The organism is Bacteroidota bacterium (genome assembly GCA_016213405.1).
In the GTDB taxonomy this organism is placed as follows: Bacteria; Bacteroidota; Bacteroidia; order Palsa-948; family Palsa-948; genus Palsa-948.
In genome coordinates, this window is record JACRAM010000114.1 from 21,608 (window position 1) to 39,696 (window position 18,089).

Consider the following 18,089-nt stretch of genomic DNA (forward strand, 5'->3'; position numbering starts at 1 on the left):
ATTCTATACAAAACAATACACTTTAAAATGTTTGGCTATGGGGGGAAATAAATTTCAGCCAGATTAATTCAACCGCTAATATAAAAAAAACACAACAACTATTGTTCTCAACTTATCAATTTCGTTTTCTCTATTGTTTACTCAATAATTATTTTTTTAGTTAATACTTTATCAGATGAAGTAATTTGCAAATAGTAAACTCCTTTTGATTGTTTACTTAAATCAATCTGCTGATGTGCGGATGTGCAGATATGCTGATAAATACATTCTCCGTATACATTATATATTTTCATCTGCACATTTTCAAATCTGCTCATTTGCACATTAAACTTTCCGTTTGAGGGATTTGGATAAATCACTACATCATTTACATTCAGAATAGTATTGACACTCACCTGTGTACTATCCTGCACTCGGTAAACATTTGAACGCGATGTGTTCAGATTTGTCGCCATCGGCTGGAGGTTTTTTATTGAAGAGGTGCATCCTGTCTGATGGTCAATTTCTAAATAAAAAGAAATTGTATCAGCTACGGGATACGTATTAATATCCGTCCATGCATTAGTTCCAAAACTTACTGAGTCAACGGCTTTCCATCCTGTAAATGCTGAATCTCTCATAATTCTGTATTGTGTTATCGTAATGCCCTCATAATCATTCCATGAAAGGTTAAAACTTGCAGGAGGAATTGCGGGACCTATCTGCAAATGCATGGTTCGGTGATAAGAACTCAGCACGCTTTCATTTCCGCAGGAATCTATAGCGGACATTTTATAGCGATAGGCAGTGATGTTCGGGTTCACTCCTGTTGTGGTATCCGTGTATAAACTTAGCGAAGAATAAGGAAGGGTTACAACGGGTGTAAACACCGAAGCAACTTCCCTGTAAATTCTAAAACTGTCTATCGGAGCGTTCGCTGGTTTTTCCCAAACAATCTGGTTATGTATGGAAAAACTATCTACCGTTACAATGCAAATCGGCTGAGGTGTTGAAATAACAGAAACAGTAGCAGCAGCAGTAGCAGTACATCCGTTCACATCGGTTATTGCAACAGAATAATTTCCTGCCAAAAGATTATTTGCTGTTTGATTTGAATTTCCGTTTGACCAGTTATAAGTAAAAGGTGAAGTTCCGCCTGTTGGATTTGCAGTTGCGCTTCCATCAGTATTATTGCAGGTGGCATCAGTTATAGAAATTAAAACTGTAAGTACATTCGGCTGTGTGATGGTTACGTTGGGTGTTATCTGACAATTATTGTTGTCAGAAATATTTACATTGTAAATAGTAGGGCATAATCCTGTTGCCGTTTGTGTTGTTTGAGTTGGAGATGTTTGCCATGAATAAAAATACGGTGGAGTTCCGCCTGATGGATTGGCAGTTGCAGTGCCGTTGCATAAGCCATTGCAGGTAACATCTGTTTTATTTATTGTTGAAGTAAGTAATGGCGGCTGACCAACAGTAACACTGTTTGTTGTCACACATCCTTTGCTGTCTGTAACTGATACAGAATAATTTCCAGCGGGAAGGTTAGAGATATTTTGTGTTGTAGCAGCAGTTGACCAAGAAAAAGTATAAGGAGAGGTTCCACCGCTCACGGATAAATTCACGCTGCCATTGCTCCCCCCATTGCAAACAACATTGGTAGGAGTAATGGTTGAAGTAAGAACAGCCGGCTGAGTAATGGTGGTGGAAAATGTTCCTGTGCATCCATCCGCATCTGTTACAACAACTGAATAGGTTCCGGCAGATAAACCAACCGCCACCTGAGCAGTTTGTGAGCCTGCAAATGCATCCCATTGATATGTGAAAGGAAACACACCGACAGAAACACTCACATTGGCAGTTCCGTTGCTACCACCATTGCAGTTTACATTTGTTACAGAAATACTTGCTGCGATTGCAGGCGGCTGATTAATTAAATAGGTTTGGTTTTTTGTACATCCGTTTGCATCGGTAACAGACAGGGAATAATTTCCAACTGTTAATCCAGAAATATCTTCCGTAGTCAATCCTACCGGTGACCAGTTGAATGTATAGGGAAATGTTCCACCGGAAGTGGTGATATTAATCGCACCGTTATTTCCTGCGTTACAGGTTATGTTAGTAATGGTATTGGAAACGGCAAGAACATTCGGCTGCGTGATGGTTACTGTTGAGGACTTTGTGCAGTTGTTGGCATCCTTGACAATGACTGTATATGTGGCGGGTGAAAGAGAAGATAAAATATTAGAGGGCTGGTAACAAGCGCAGGCAGCATCCCAGTAGGTTAATGCGCCTGTGCCGCCAGCAGCACTAATGGTGATGGTGCCATTATTAAATCCATTACAGGTAACATTGGTTGATGAAACAGTATAGGTAATGTTGGGCGGGTCAGTGATAGTTGCAGAAATATTTCCGCTGCATCCGTTCTGATCATAAACAGAGAGTGAATAAGAACCGGATGGAAGATTGCTAATAATATTTGTTGTTCCGCCTGTATTCCAGTTGTATGTGTAGGGAGTAGTTCCACCAATTACGCTGAATGCATTTACATTTCCATCAGTGCTTCCGAAACAAGTGACGGGCGTCATTACAGAATAAGCTATGCTGACTTGTGATGGGTAAGATGTAACGGTGGATGGGCTCACTGTTACAGCGCCACTTCCATTTTTTGTTCCCAGATATTTAATAGTTCCTCCAACAGCTGAAGCAGCAGGAGAAGAACTCGAAACTATTGTCGGAGGATTTGTTTCATTGCAAGAACCGCTGCTTCCAAGCGTGTCGGTTTTGATTACATACACATCTTTATTGCCAGCGCCAAACGAACCGGTTTCTCCTGTGAGAATGTATCCGCCATCGGCTGCCAAGTCAACCGAGTATGCATAATCATACCAGGTACCACCATAAGTTTTTGACCAAAGTAATCCACCATCAGAATCAGTTCTTAAAAGATATGCATCTGAATTATTATTGAAACTCCCTTGTGTATAACCACCAATAATAAATCCTTTATCAGGAGTTTGTTTTACGACATACCCTATATCAGACCCTGATCCTCCATACGTTTTCTTCCATAACAAGTTACCGCTGTTATCAATTTTCACCAGCAGAACATCTGCACTCGTTGTGGATTCATCACCGGTAATTACATATCCTCCATTTACTTCAGCCACAGAATATCCTGTTCCGGAAGGAATTGATTTTTTCCAAGACACGGCTCCAGAAGAAGTCATTTTTACAGCATAAACTTCTCTTGGTCCGTTCGCCCAGGTTTCCCCTGTTACAATATAACCACCATCGCTGGTTTGTTTTACATCGTAACCATATCCTTCATTAAATGCATCGTCAAATCCTCTTGTCCATACCGTGTCTCCGGTTATATCACTTATTTTCATAATGTGCATGCTTTCATATCCGGAAGGAAGTGAACGCGTATAACCAGCAGTAACAAATTTACCGTCAGAAGTTTCAATAATCGAATAAGGATAATCGCCCGATGCTCCTCCAAATGCCTGTGACCATAGAAGTCCACCGCCTGTACTCACCGTCATAATTAAAGCATCACCGCCTGCAAATGCTCCGGATTGTGCGGCTAAAAGATAATTTCCACCACCAGCTATATGTTCTGTTACGGAATATCCTGCTTCGCTGTTTGTGCTTCCAAAAGTTTTTGACCAGTTGAGTCCGCCATTCGTATTCATTTGCAATAAATAAATATCCTGCATGCCCGAACCAAAACTTTGTGTCTCTCCTGCAATAATGTAGGAGCCGTCAGTATTTCTATGAATGGAGCGCCCTATATCTGAATTACTTCCGCCAAATGCCCGCTGGAATTTTGTTTGCGGAACACTCAGCCAAACATTTTTGCAAATAGAATTGCTTCCACAGGCAGCAGTTGCAGTTAAGCAAACATTATAATTTCCTGCAACAGCATAATTGTGAACAGGATTTTGTGAAGAGGAAGCTGTTCCATCGCCAAAATCCCAGAGATAAGTGTAAGAAGATAAATCTGCCGTTGTGTTTGTGAAAGTTGCTGTGCGGTCTGTCTTGGTAAAAGAAAATCCGGAAACAGGAACAGCAAGGTTTTTATAAACCGTACCGGTACCTTTTACAGCAGATGAAAATGAAATCACTGTAAAAGGTGCATAACCGGAAGTGGTTGCAGGATTTGTAATTGTACCGGATCTTGAGTATCTCGTAAATGTTGTATTTGTTTCATGACAAATATTTGTTGCGCCAGCACTGTTGGTTTTTACCAGATAACCGTCTTCAGCACTTCCTGCACCGAAAGTATTTGCCCATCCGGCAGCAGCATATCCTCCATCGCTTGTTTGTGACACATAGTTGAAGTTTTCTCCCGGAGATAAACTTGTTGTTCCGTATCTTTTCGCCCATTGAACTGCGGTTCCAGATGAATTTACTTTCACCAAACAGGCATCATAATCGCTGATTGTAATGCGTGTTTTACCGGATAAAATATATCCGCCATCTGGGGTCTGGTTTGCAGAATAACAGTAATCATCCCAACCCCCATGAAACCTGCTCACCCATGTGGTATCTCCGATGGAGTTTGTTTTGACAAGGATAGCATCGTAACCAAAAGGGGGAACATTAGAATAGCCGGAAATTAAATATCCACCTTCAGAAGTTTGGATGATACTGTAACATTCATCAAAACTGGCAGCGCCATAAGTTTTTGACCATAAATAATTACCTGCGGAGTTCAACTTAGCCCAATAAAAATCAGTACTTCCTGCACCAAATCCAGCACCGGCAACTACATAACCACCATCATTTGTCTGCCTTATAGATTTCAAAGCTGTAACCCCGCCACTAAGGGTTCTGGTCCAAAGCGTATCTCCATTGGAATCAGTTTTAATGATACAGTTGCCAAAGGGTGAACCACCGGCAATAACAAAACCACCGTCAGTTGTTTGCTGAACACCATACCCTCCGCTGTTGACGCTTGCAGTGGTTCCATATATTTTTGACCATAGCAAACTACCTGCGTTGTTAAGACGGATCAAATACACCTGAGAATAGGCGCCACTGCCATAACCCTCAGAAGAACCAGCAATGATAAATCCTCCGTCTGATGTAATGTCAACAGAATAACCGTCATCAAAATCTGATCCACCTGAAGTTCCAATTCCTTTTGTCCAAAGTGTATCTCCGGAAGAATTAGTTCTGATTACAAGTACATCAGTTGCAGATGAAGCCGGCATACTTCCAACAGCAATAAATCCGCCATCGCTGGTTTGCTTTATGTCTCTGATGTTATCGGTTCCTGAAGTTCCGATTGCTCTTTGAAAAGTTGTTTGCGGGAAACCAGTAATTGCAAAAGAAATTAAACTAACTAAAAGTGTTAAGATTTTTTTCATTTCAATGTTTTTTACTAAACAGAAAACCGCTTCAGTAATAATATACTTAAACGTCTTTCTGTGAATTATAAGTTTAATTAATTATTCAATAATTATCTTCTTCGTTATCACTTTGTCATTTGTTGAAATTTGCAAGTAGTAAACTCCTTTTGATTGTTTACTCAAATCAATAGTTGTTTTACTCTTGCATCCCAAACAATTTATTTGTTTCACTTCTTCTCCAAGAACATTATACACCTTGATTATTGCCGAACCAGAAATATTATTTCTCAAATCAAGAGTGAATATTCCGCTGTTTGGATTCGGATATATATTTACATAAAAATTATTTACTGCTTCATTCACCGAGATAGGATTATTCACTTTATAAACATTTGACCTGGATGAGTTAAGATTAGTTGCCATCGACACAGGGTTTTTGATGGAAGCCGTGCAGCTAATGCCCCATTGGGTTTTCACGCGCCATGATGCGGTACTTTGATACGTGGCGTAATTAGGATCGGTAACTGTTTGCTGAGTTCCTGCCACGCTGTTAATCACATTCCATACACCCGTGCTGTTGTCATCCCGCAGCAAATCATAAGTGGTTACAGGATTGGATGCGTTTTCTATTGTGTAAAGCTGAGACCAGAAAAAAGTTCCGCTGTTGTTGATGATGTAAATGGTATTATGATAGGGACTCAGCGGACTGTAATTGCCGCAAGTATCTCTGACCGCAATTTTGTAACGATATGTTCCTGAGTTTGGATCTCCGGTGTTAGGAAAATACTTTGTGCGGACGGTGTCAATAAACAAACTCAACGAATCATACAGAACTGCGCCAATGGGCTGATAATTATTGGTGGCAATCTCTCTGAAAACAATGAAACTATCAATGGGTTGATTCAGTTGTTTTTCCCAGACAATAATATTGTTTTGAGAAATAGAATCAACCGTTACGAGGCAAATAGGTACTTGCACAAGAGAGGCGTTCACAGTGAACGGTGCAGCAGAAGTGCTGCAACCAGCGCTGTTGGTTACCGTTACCACATAATTGCCTGAACTGTTCACAATGATTGATTGAGTGGTTTGCACGGGAGTTGTATTCCATGAATAAGTAACTCCGCTGATGGATGAAGAAGTTAATGTTGAAGAGCCACCTACACAAGGAACAATATTTCCGGCAGAAGTAATAACGGGCTGCTGCGGATGTGTGGTGAAATTAACCTGCACGGCTGAGGAAGTAACAGGGCAATTATTTTTGATGATGGTAACAGAATAATATCCGCTTTGTGTGACAGCAATGGTACTGTTGTTCTCACCGCTGATTGCCACAGCGCCAATATTCCATTGATAAGTGAACGGAGCAACTGCATTTGTGCCGGCAGTTAAAATCACCGTGTCGCCCACACAAGCATTAACAGGAGCTGAAGGAGTAACTGTTGCATTATGCGTGCAGCCCGCACCAGTAACATTAATGTAAGGCGCTTTCACCAATGTATCGGTGCAGCCATTGGCAATACTCGCAGCAATCAATGCTACATTGTAGGTGCCGGAAAAATTATAGGTATAAAAAACAGTAGCGTTGTTGTTACTTACATTATTTCCATCTCCCCAATACCATGTGAAATTATAGCTGCTCATGCTCGGTGTGGTGTTGCTGAATGTTACATTGAGCGGAGCGGGTCCATTCTGCGGAGTTCCGCTGAAGGCAAGACTGAAATTAGAAGGAATGATGCCAATGGTTGCAGAGGAATTTACCATACATCCTTTGGAATCGGTTACTGTTACAGAATAAGTCTGAGATGCAAGATTTGAAATTTGAGAAGTGGTGGCAGCATTACTCCACAGATAAGAATAAGCGGCAGTGCCGCCAGAAACATTGGCGGTTGCAATTCCGTTAGTACTTCCGCAATTGGTATTTGTTATTGTCATGGAAACTGTGAGAGCCACGGGCTGAGTAATGGCAACGGTTTTTGTGCCCGTGCAACCATTGGCATCCGAAACTGTTACCGTATAATTTCCTGCAGAGAGATTAGATGCCGTTGCTGTAGTTTGTACAGGGAAACTGTTCCACGAATAAGAATAAGGAGAAGTTCCTCCTCCCGCTATCGCACTTACCTTTCCGTTGCTTCCTCCAAAACAGGATACATTCACCTGTCCGCCTGTTATGACGGTAATGGGTGATGGCTGAGTAACGTTCACTGTTGCAATTGCAGAAGAGCCGATTGCATCGGTTACGGTAACGGTATAAATTCCCGCTGAAAGATTAAAGATTGCCTGGTCAGTTTCTCCTGTTGGATTCCATAAATAAGTGTAAGGCGAAGCTCCTCCTGTTACATTCGTCACTGCCGCTCCTCCGTCATTCCCTCCGTTGCAGGATACACTTTGCGTGCTGGTTGTAATTGAAATGGTAATAACCGTAACACAAGTGATTGCTGCGGAACTGGTGCATCCGTTTACGGTGGCAGTTACAGTATAGCATCCTGCATTGGAAGTGGTGACAGATGCAATAGTTGGATTTTGCAAAGAAGATGAAAATGTATTCCCGCTCCAGCTATATGTTGCGCTGGCAATCGTACTTGCACTGAGCGATAAAGTATTTCCTGCATTCACCGGACTATTGCTGGATGCTGTGGGTGCAGAAGGAGTTGGATTGACAGTAACAGAAGTTGTTCCTACAGAACTTGTGCATCCGTTATTAGATGCCGTAACAGAATAAGTACCGGAATTGCTTGTTGTTGCAGGAGTTATTACCGGGTTCTGTGAGGTGGAAGTAAATCCACCCGGACCTGTCCAAGAATAAGATACACCTGAACCGCTTGCTGTTAAACTAATATCGTTTCCGACACATACAGGAGAATTGCTTCCTACTACCGGAGCAGCAGGAGTTTGATTAATCGTAACACAAGTGATTGCTGCGGGACTTGCGCATCCATTGGTAGTTGCAGTTACAGAATAACATCCAGCACTGGCGGTGGTAACACTTCCGATAGTTGGATTTTGTGAAGAGGAAGTAAAACTATTCGGACCGCTCCATGAATAGGTTGTTCCCGTGCTGCTTGCGGTGAGTGATAATGTTTGTCCTGAGCATATCGGACTGTTGCTTCCTGATATGGGAGTTGAAGGAGTTTGATTGATAACGATGGTTTGCGTTGCAGCAGAGGTACAACCTGTTGTTGAGTTTGTAGTGGTTAAGGTAACACTCTTTGTTCCTGAAGTAGTATAGAGTACACCGGATGGATTTTGAACTGTTGCAGTTGCAGGAACAGAACCGCTGCCAAAAGCCCAGGACCAGCTTACACCTGAAGAAGTTCCTGTATTAGTAAAATCAACAGGAGCGCCTGTGCAACCCGGAGTTGTGCTCGAAAAACTAACAGAAGGAGTTGGATTTACTGTAATCATTACTAATGCCATTGCCGTACAGCCATTAGCATCGGTAGCAGTTAATGTATAGGTGGTGGTTATTGTTGGCGATGCACCTGTTGAATTGCAAGTGGTGCAACCGATACCTGCTGATGGAGACCAATTATAATTATAAGGAGAAACTCCCCCGCCTGCTGTGCCGCTGATGGAAGCGCCTTGACTGGAACAAATAGTCACATTGCCGCTGTTAGATACCGAAAGAAAGCCGGGCTGAGTAATAATAACAGTTGCCGGTGCCGTGCATCCGTTTGCATCGGTAATAAGAACAGAATAAGTTCCTGCAGTGAGATTTGATGCAGTTGCACCTGCCTGTGCAGGGCTTGTACTCCATAAATAAGTATAAGGAGAAGTGCCTCCTGATGGATTTGCAGTAGCTGAACCATTGCTGCCGCCATTGCAGGAAACACTGTTCGTGTTTGTAGTAATTGAAAGTGCCGATGGCTGAGTGATGGTAACACTTGCAGTTGCAGTGCAGCCGTATGTATCAGAAACAGAAACATAATAATTGTCTGCGATAAGTCCTGTTGCCGTTGGAGTAGTTTGGTTGGTTGGATTCCAGAAATAATTAATAGGAGAAGTACCTCCTGTTGCTGTTGCAGTGGCAGAACCATTATTGCCTCCATAGCAGGAAACATTTGTATGAGAAGGAACAGAAACGCCAAGAACCGGAGGCTGAGTGATGGTAACAGTTGCCGTTGCCGTGCAGCTATTTGCATCGGTAACGAGAACTGAATAATTAGTTGCGGTAAGACCTGTTGCTGTTGGACCTGACTGCGCAGGAGTTGTATTCCACGTATAAGTATAAGGAGAAGTTCCTCCACTCACTACTGATACTGTTGCAGAACCATTACTGCCTCCATAGCAGGAAACATTGGTGGTGAGGGCGGTGTTAATAGTTACAGTTAGATTACAAAGAACAGTACAATTTAAGAATGCAGATACACTATTTGAATTTTGATTTGCCACCGCCCAATCAGGTTTTCCATCTCCGTTAAAATCTGCGTTAGTGATTCCATTTGGATAGTTAGCCGCAGAAAAGTTGCTGGCAGTTTGAAAGGTGCCGTCTCCATTTCCGAGAAATAGGGATACACTGCTTGTAGTGCCATCATAATTGGATGTTGCAATATCTAATTTTCCATCTCTGTTAAAATCTCCGCTGCATAATGCATCCGGATTACTGTTTGCAGCAAAGATGGAAGAAGCTCCAAAGGTGCCATCGCCATTACCGAGTAATATCCCAACATAGGGGCTTTGTCTGGTCGTTGCCAAATCTAATTTTCCATCTCCGTTAAAGTCAGCATTAATCATACGAAGAGGACTTCCGCCAGCCGAATAGGTGTTTGAACCGGTAAAGGCGCCCGTTCCATCGCCAATCTTTATAAAAATATTGTTTGTTGAAATATTACCCATTGCTAAATCCACTTTTCCATCTCCGTTAAAATCTCCGCTGGTGATTGAGTGAGTGCCCCCTCCGCCAGCCGCATAGTCAAGTTGAGCTCCAAAACCACCTGCTCCGTTGCCTAACCGTCTGGACACACCCTGAGTATTATCGTTTGCAGTTGCAAAATCGGCATTGCAATCTCCATTAAAATCCGCTATGGTAATATCATAAGGCAAATTAGCCACTCCTTGATTGGAGGAAGCTTGAAAGGTGCCGTCTCCGTTCCCTAACCGAATATACACCGCTTGCGTACTATTATTAACAGTCGCCACATCCGGTATTCCATCTCCATTAAAATCCGCGATGGCGAGTGATACACAGTTTGTCCCCATGCTGTAACTGGTATAAGCGCTAAAACCACCTGCACCGTTTCCCAGTAAAATGGATAAATTACCACTATTACTTGCTGTAGCTATATCTGCATTCCCATCTAAATTAAAATCCGCACTGGCGACTGAATTAGGACCCGTGCTTACTGGAGAATTTGAGGAAACTGTCATGCAAATTGTAGGAGAAAGAATAGCAGGAGGAGTGAATTCCCAGAAATCCTTTTTGTAACCACAAGCATCGCTTCCTGTTCCTATATATCCTTTTGTGCCAATGGAAAAGCCCGTAGCATAATTTCTTGCGGTTCCGCCAAAAGCAGCTTTTGATGTCCACGTATTGCTTACCTGATCCCATTCCCAGAAATCTCTCTTATTACCAGTAATATCATATCCCGTTCCAACATAGCCTTTTGTACCGATCGAAAACCCTACAGCCATTCTTCTTGCTGTTCCTCCAAAGTTTGCCATTTGCGTCCATGTGTTTGTGCTTTGATCCCATTCCCAAAAATCCTGATAGTGTGTGGCATCAAATCCGGTTCCGATATAACCTTTTGTACCTATGGAAAACCCGACCGCCATATTCCTTGCAGCGCCACCAAAAGGAGCCTTTTGTGTCCATGTATCTGTGGCAGGATCGTACTCCTGTAAATTAGTAATTTGTACGAAGGATTGATTATGCCCCGTTCCTATGTAACCCTTGGTGCCTATGGAAAATCCGACAGCGCCATTTACTCCTACCGGAACATTTGCTTTCTGTACCCATGTATTAGTGGACTGGTCCCATTGATAAAAATTCTGACACTCTTGTTGTGGCGGTGCGCCCGCATCTCCTGTTCCAATATAGCCCTTGGTTCCTATGGAAAATCCCACTCCTCCTTGGGTGACAAATCCTCCCGGCAAAGTGGCTTTCTGTGTCCAGCTGTTGCTCGGCTGATCCCATTCCCAAAGATCTCCGTATTTTGTTGAACCATCTTGTCCTGTTCCAAAATATCCTTTTGTGCCGATGGAAAAACTCACAGCACCAGCTCTTGCCGTTCCTCCAAAATTTTCTTTTTGAGTCCATGTTTGAGAAAAGGACAAGTAAGAAGTAAGAAGTAAGATGGCAGATGTAAATACAAATACCGGGAGGAGATTTTTTTTCATTGTGATTTGATTTTTACCCTGTGATATTTTCTGAAAAGCAGAAGTATAAATGAATGCGCTAAGATAATATATTAATATTAATATCACTGCGTAAAAAAACCAACACGCTGCAAACAAAAAATCCTCCCTGATGTTATAGCAGGAAGGGATTTAGGAATTTGGTAAATGGTTAATGGCTAATGGTTGATGGTTGATGTATTTCCATTATATACTATCGGTAGGCAGGTTTACGAAAAATGAAAAAGCCCCAAACATCAAGTCCCAAATCCCAAGTCCCAAGAAACAGCCGACAGCAATGGCTGTTCCCTTGGAATTTGGGGTTTGGAATTTGGAACTTGGAACTTAAACATTTCGGAAAGCTGAGTTGGTTTGGTATACATTATCCATCAACCATTATCCATTGTATCACGCCACCATAATAGAAATCACATCGCTGTCGGGTCCTCTGCCTGCGCTGTTGGTGCAATATATTTTTCCATGTATGCGTGTGCCGCTGGCAAGACCGGTGATGATTTTTTTGCGCTGGCTGCTCACATCTATTATCAGCAACACACTGCTTGCAGGAACAGGAACTGGCGGAGGCATGGGTATTGGCACAGGCGTGCTGCTTTGCGGATTAAGTTCAATCATCAGTTGAGTTTTGGTGGCAGCAATATCAAGCGCTGCGGCATCGGTTGATAAAAGCGCTATGTATGTTTCGGCATCGGGCACCGCATCGCAACTAAAAAAAATCTCTCCGGTATTATCGCTGTGTTTCATATTAGGATTTGCGGGTTTTACAGGCGCATGAGTGGGCTGTTTTTCGGTGCTGGTGGGATGAAAGCCCGCGCTGGTGATTTTTGTAACATCTCCATCGGCAGTGATCTCCACATAAACGGCTAACTTGCCCATCGTATCGTTCCACACCAGTTCAGCGGCATTTTGCGCTGCCGTTTGCATGGGCCCACCGCCCAGAGCCGCAAGATGTTTTGTTTCCAGATCATTGTTTACTGCGGCTACCGTTGCCAGCGAAGGATTGGGTGTAGTAAAATTTGCATTGCCCGTCATGTCCACCACTCTGTCGCGGCTGAACTGGATTTTGGCATCAACCGATAAGTTAATGAATTCGCGTTTTACTTTTGCTTTTGCCATGGTTTTTTAGGTTTTAGGTTACAGGTTACAAGTTAAAAGGTTAAGGTTTAGGATTATCATTCTCATCAAGGTTATATGTTTTACGGATGAAATCAATCAGTTCATCCGGATTGATTAAATCCTTTTGGAAAAGAATCATGTTTTCAACAGGCGATTCCCCGTTTCCCTCGCAAAACTTGTAAAAGCAACTGATGCTGGAATCTTTCTTTCCCTGTTTCATCCGGTGATAATCAAAATCCCAGTTGGCTTTGCAATAACTGAAAGAATGTTTGTTGTTTTCCTTTTCGGCTTCCATGAGCGCAAACCATTTATCAATAAATATTTCAAATGCCTCCATCTTGTTTCACTTTCTTTTCTTCCCACATAAAAATCAGCGACAAAAAACATTTGCAGTAATATATCGCTATGCGAAAAATCTTAATCCTTCTTTTTTTCATAGCCAAAAATCACTGCGTTTCACGCACAAAGATAATTTAAAGAAAAATGAAATCAACCTCATTATGAGGATGAGATTCATTTTTTGATTGATTTATGACTTGCGCGACAGATAAAGGATTATCTGTTACAGAAAAAGGATTATTTGTTTCAGATAAAGGATTATCCGTAACAGAAAAGGGATTATTTGTTTCAGATAAAGGATTATCTGTGACAGAAAAGGGATTATCTGTAACAGAAAAGGGATTATTTGTTTCAGATAAAGGATTATCCGTTACAGAAAAGGGATTATTTGTTTCAGATAAAGGATTATCTGTAACAGAAAAAGGATTATTCGTTAGAGATAATATCTTTTCTGTTCTAACCGGGATAAATGGAGGGGGAAAAATAGTTTTATGTTTGCAACAGGAAATACCTAACCCCTGCCCAAACCTCATCCCCGTCCCTTCTCCTGAAGGAGAAGGGAGTGCGTTTAAAAGTCCTTCTCCTCAAGGAGAAGGATTTAGGATGAGGTGATTTAGGATGAGGTAGAAAAACAAAATGAAAAAATTACCAGACCATAAAGAAAATCTTACTTACAACGCTCCTGCCGAAGCTTTTGAAATGGCGAAAAGGTTAAAGCGCAAGATGACAAAAGCAGAAAAAATTCTTTGGCACGAATTAAGGAACAGAAATTTAAACGGATATAAATTCAGAAGACAGCACCCCATTGCCTGGTACATTGCCGATTTTTATTGCCACAAAGAAAAACTGGTGATTGAACTTGACGGAGAAGTGCATGATACTGAAGAAATGAAAGAGCATGATGAAAAACGCAACAGAATTATGGAAGAATTTGATATAAAAGTTCTGCGTTTTAAGAATGAAGAAGTGTTTGGTAATGTGGATGAAGTGGTGAAGATGATAATGAAACACTTGCCGTAGTTTTCCCCCTCCCTTTGTCCCTCCCCCGCAGGGGAGGGAAACTCGCGTACTTCTTTCCCCCTTGGGGGAAAGACACAGATAGGGGGCGACACCCACCCCACCCCCGCAAATAAATCTTTCAACTTCTTTGGCAAAACATGAATTGATTGCAAACGAAAACTATTTGCGGGGAAAAAAATAATATAGATTTGCATGATGACCAGTCGTCCTCCCTATTATTACAATGCTCCTGAAGAAACATTCAAACTGGCAAAACGCCTGCGCAAAAAAATTACCAAAGCAGAAAAAATGTTATGGAATGAACTCAGAAGAAATAATTTGAAAGGATATTATTTCAGAAGGCAACACCCCATTGCCTGGTACATTGCCGATTTTTATTGCCACAAAGCAAAACTGGTGATTGAACTTGACGGAGAGGTGCACGATACCGAAGAAATGAAAGAGCATGATGAAAAACGCAACAGTATTATGGAAGAATTTGATATAAAAGTTTTGCGCTTTAAGAACGAAGAAGTATTTGGCAATGTGGATGAAGTGGTAGAGAAAATAAAAAAACACTTGCCGTAGTTTACCCCCTCCCTTTGTCCCTCCCCCGCAGGGGAGGGAAACTCGCGTACTTCTTTCCCCCTTGGGGGAAAGACACAGATAGGGGGCAACACCCACCACCCCCGCAAATAAATCTTTCAACTTCCTTTGCTAAACTTTGGTTTTGGTTTACTTTTGCTATGTGGAAAGATGAAATTCGGAAAATTGAAAACACACATCACCATACAACACATGCAGGAACTTGCTTCGCATCGCGGAGGCAAATGTTTGAGCAAAGAATATTGGGATTCAAAAACAAAACTTGTGTGGAGATGCGAGAAAGGACATACATGGGATGCCTATCCTTTCCAAATTCAACGCGGAAGCTGGTGCCCCGCCTGCGGAAGACAAAAACAAAAGAACACCATTGAGGATATGAAAAAGCTGGCGGGCAAGCGCGGCTTCAAATGCTTATCTGATGTATATAAAAATAGTTATATAAAGCTCAAATGGAAATGCGGAAAAGAACATGTGTGGATGACGCTTCCCGGCTATGTAAGGCGCGGTTCAGGATGCCCCTATTGCGCAGGAAAAGCAAAAAGAACAATTCAAGAAATGAAAGCATTTGCAAAGAAAAAAGGGGGGGAATGTTTATCTGAAAAATACATTAATCAAAAAACTAAATTAAAATGGCAATGTAAAAAGGGTCATGTTTGGGCTGCCTCTCCCAACAGTATAATAAATAGCAACACCTGGTGCGGACATTGCTACGGGCATTATAATCTTCATTTAAGCGATATGCAAAAAATTGCTGCTGACAGAGGCGGCAAATGTCTTTCTGCTGAGTATATAAATAAAGAAGTAAAACTAAGATGGCGATGCGCTGAAGGGCATGTATGGAAAGCAACTTCGGGCGCTATCAGGCAAGGTTCCTGGTGCAAAATATGCAGCATGAAAGCAAACGGTTTGAAGAAAAGAAAACATTCTCTTGCAGGTTTGAATGAAATTGCAAAAGCAAAAGGAGGCAAATGCCTGAGTAGAGAAAAAGAATTCCTGAATCAGTATTCTCGCCTCACATGGCAATGTGCAAAAGGGCATAAATGGAAGGCAACTTCAAAGAGCATTGTAAACGGCACATGGTGCAGGCTGTGCTGGCTCAACCGGGGTAAATAAATCTTTCAACTTCTTTTGCTAAACTTGGGTTTTGGTTTACTTTTGCTTTATTGCACAAATTATATGATAGATCAAAGATTTAAAAACATGAATGAAAAGGAGAATTTTTTATTCTCTATCCTTAATGATGATGAAAGAAAAGATTTTCAGATGATTCACACACATTTTACTAATACTTCTAATCTTACTATAAAAATAACCGACAAACTACCAAAGGAGAAAGTGCTACCTAAAGAATATGAGGAGTATTTTGAAGTTCATTTTTTCAAATTTGTTCTTCAGGGATTAAGTATAAAACATTTATTTAATGGAACTCCAATAAATTATAGCAATAATAATGTTATATATCACGATATTTCTTCAATCTTTTCTTTGTCCCGCTCATACCTTGAATCATTTTTAACAATTAATTATTTATACTTTAATTTCAAAAACGAAGAACAAGCAATTTTTAGATACTTATTATATTCTGCAAGTGGACTCAATAGAAGGCAATCCTATCCAACAAGTAATATAGAGAATACTTCTAAAAAAGAAGAAGAGAAAAAAGAGATAGACTTTTTAATAAATAGAATAAAAGTTAATACATATTTTCTATCTCTGCATCCAAAAAAACAAAAAGATTTACTCACAAAATTATTGCCATACGAAATCGAAAAAGAAAAGATATTTATTGAAACGGGTTTGGATAGTATGTCTTTTCATACTATGTGGAAATTATTTTCAAATTATTCACACTCCGAATTTATTGAAGCAATGCAAGTGAAATTGTATATTAATAACCAAAAAGAATTCATCGCAACCTTATATGGAACTTTTAGATTTTGTTTAATGCTAAATTGTTATTTATTAATTAAGCTAGTTGAGAAGTTTGATTTTGCCAAACAAATCTACAATGAATCAAATTCTACTACAAAATATGCAGTTGAATTCTGGAAAAAGATACTGATTGGAATTAAATCTAATCCCCTGTAGTTCCCGTAGCCGCGCAGGTCTTTCCTTCGTGGCGTAGAACTATTAATTCTCAGATGAAATTACCAAAAACTTTTATTAAAGGCCAATCACGAGCGCTTATAAAACTTTTGAAAAAGATCAACAAGTCAGTGAACTCTTTTCCTACCAAAGATATTGAGAAGATACAATCCCTGATGAATGAATATCTTAAAACAAAAGATGAATCTTCGGTAATACGGGCATGGGAGCGTGTGCGGGATGGCAAAACAAAAAAAGGAGACAAGGAAAAGATTAAAAAACTCTATGCCAAAATAAAAAATGCGGATTCGCTGTTAAAAAGCATTTATCTTGTCATTGAAACAGAAGGGTTGCTTGTGATGTTACATAAAGGTGCTGACTTAGGCAGAGCATACAGATTTAAAACAATTCACCCCCGAGTCGCGAAGGTCTACCTTCGTGGCGGGATAAAAATAAAAACAAAATTATGTTTGAGATAAAAGAAGCCAAACCATCAAAAAAGGAATTATCGTATGAAATTTATTTCCGTAAAAAAAAATTATGCGATGGTGAGTATGATAAAAAGCAAAAAGTTGTCTCCACAGACACTTATGTAGATTTTGAAATAAACCAAATTGCCCGGATGAAAGCAAAAGATTTTAACGATAACTTCTGTTTTATGTTCAATACCGAGCAGGCGTATGCCCGGGTTTTTTACATGTTTGAGATATGGAAGAAAGGCAATACCATCAGCATTAGTATTTATGGTTCGCTGAATAATAACAACTTTGGTTTTGACTGGCTGCTGTGGAATTATAAAAAGTTTGTGCATGAAGCTACTCTGCTTGCTAAAAGAAAAGGTTACGGAATTTCGCAATACGCATTCGAAGATGAATGGGAATCTGATTACTTATTATTTGAATTTGATTTTGAAGCGAAAGGAAGCATTGGACAAATCTTTAATAAAGCTATTGCCAAAGGGAAAGAAATAATACATGAAACAGAAATCAAATTTCTGAAGAAGGCAATGAAAAAATTACAGAAGTAGTTAGTCCAAGCCGAGTCTCCCCCATTGGTCGGGATTTGTTTTGTCCAAGCAGTTCTCCTGCCAACAGTATTCGCTGATCTCTGTTTATAATTAAAGTAGGAAGCGAAGGTACAAAGTAACTTCGCCACCTCTCACACCACTGTACATGCTTAGACGCATACAGCGGTTTCATAAAGTTTTAATCGTTTGTAGTTTGCCGATAAACTGTAGTAACCTTCTTTTGCAAA

General features: G+C 40.7%; 11 protein-coding genes. 7 read left to right on the forward strand and 4 right to left on the reverse strand.

Going from position 1 to position 18,089, the window contains the following annotated elements:
- Nucleotides 1–137: 137 nt before the first annotated feature.
- From HY841_13625 to HY841_13640, 4 genes are all read right to left on the reverse strand, one after another.
- Nucleotides 138–5,360, reverse strand: a complete 5,223-nt coding sequence (locus HY841_13625) for a T9SS type A sorting domain-containing protein (protein MBI4931801.1) — start codon at nt 5,358–5,360, stop codon at nt 138–140.
- An 81-nt stretch (nt 5,361–5,441) separates the two neighbouring features.
- Nucleotides 5,442–11,675: a VCBS repeat-containing protein gene (locus HY841_13630; GenBank protein MBI4931802.1), complete on the reverse strand. Its 6,234-nt coding sequence runs from the start codon at nt 11,673–11,675 to the stop codon at nt 5,442–5,444.
- Nucleotides 11,676–12,080: 405 nt separating this feature from the next.
- Entirely contained in the window at nt 12,081–12,806 is a 726-nt protein-coding gene (locus tag HY841_13635; GenBank protein MBI4931803.1) for a hypothetical protein, read from the reverse strand.
- 40 nt (nt 12,807–12,846) lie between these two features.
- Nucleotides 12,847–13,143, reverse strand: a complete 297-nt coding sequence (locus HY841_13640; GenBank protein MBI4931804.1) for a hypothetical protein — start codon at nt 13,141–13,143, stop codon at nt 12,847–12,849.
- A 194-nt stretch (nt 13,144–13,337) separates the two neighbouring features.
- Between HY841_13640 and HY841_13645 the strand changes: the two genes are divergently transcribed.
- The 7 genes from HY841_13645 to HY841_13675 all read left to right on the forward strand — a co-directional run bounded on the left by HY841_13645 (nt 13,338) and on the right by HY841_13675 (nt 17,862).
- Nucleotides 13,338–13,757, forward strand: a complete 420-nt coding sequence (locus HY841_13645) for a hypothetical protein (protein ID MBI4931805.1) — start codon at nt 13,338–13,340, stop codon at nt 13,755–13,757.
- A gap of 24 nt (nt 13,758–13,781) precedes the next feature.
- Nucleotides 13,782–14,165, forward strand: coding sequence for an endonuclease domain-containing protein (locus HY841_13650; GenBank protein ID MBI4931806.1), 384 nt, complete (start codon nt 13,782–13,784; stop codon nt 14,163–14,165).
- A 192-nt stretch (nt 14,166–14,357) separates the two neighbouring features.
- Entirely contained in the window at nt 14,358–14,732 is a 375-nt protein-coding gene (locus HY841_13655) for an endonuclease domain-containing protein (GenBank protein MBI4931807.1), read from the forward strand.
- Nucleotides 14,733–14,900: 168 nt separating this feature from the next.
- Complete coding sequence (locus HY841_13660; protein MBI4931808.1) at nt 14,901–15,863, forward strand: hypothetical protein; 963 nt, start codon at nt 14,901–14,903, stop codon at nt 15,861–15,863.
- Between the two features lie 63 nt (nt 15,864–15,926).
- Entirely contained in the window at nt 15,927–16,838 is a 912-nt protein-coding gene (locus HY841_13665) for a hypothetical protein (GenBank protein MBI4931809.1), read from the forward strand.
- Between the two features lie 107 nt (nt 16,839–16,945).
- Nucleotides 16,946–17,314 carry a hypothetical protein gene (locus tag HY841_13670; GenBank protein MBI4931810.1) on the forward strand — a complete coding sequence of 123 codons (369 nt, stop codon included), beginning with the start codon at nt 16,946–16,948 and terminating at the stop codon, nt 17,312–17,314.
- The gene (locus tag HY841_13675; GenBank protein ID MBI4931811.1) at nt 17,302–17,862 is read left to right on the forward strand and encodes a hypothetical protein; all 561 of its coding nucleotides are present in this window, start codon (nt 17,302–17,304) and stop codon (nt 17,860–17,862) included. The genes HY841_13670 and HY841_13675 overlap by 13 nt, the downstream gene beginning before the upstream one ends.
- Nucleotides 17,863–18,089 lie beyond the last annotated feature (227 nt).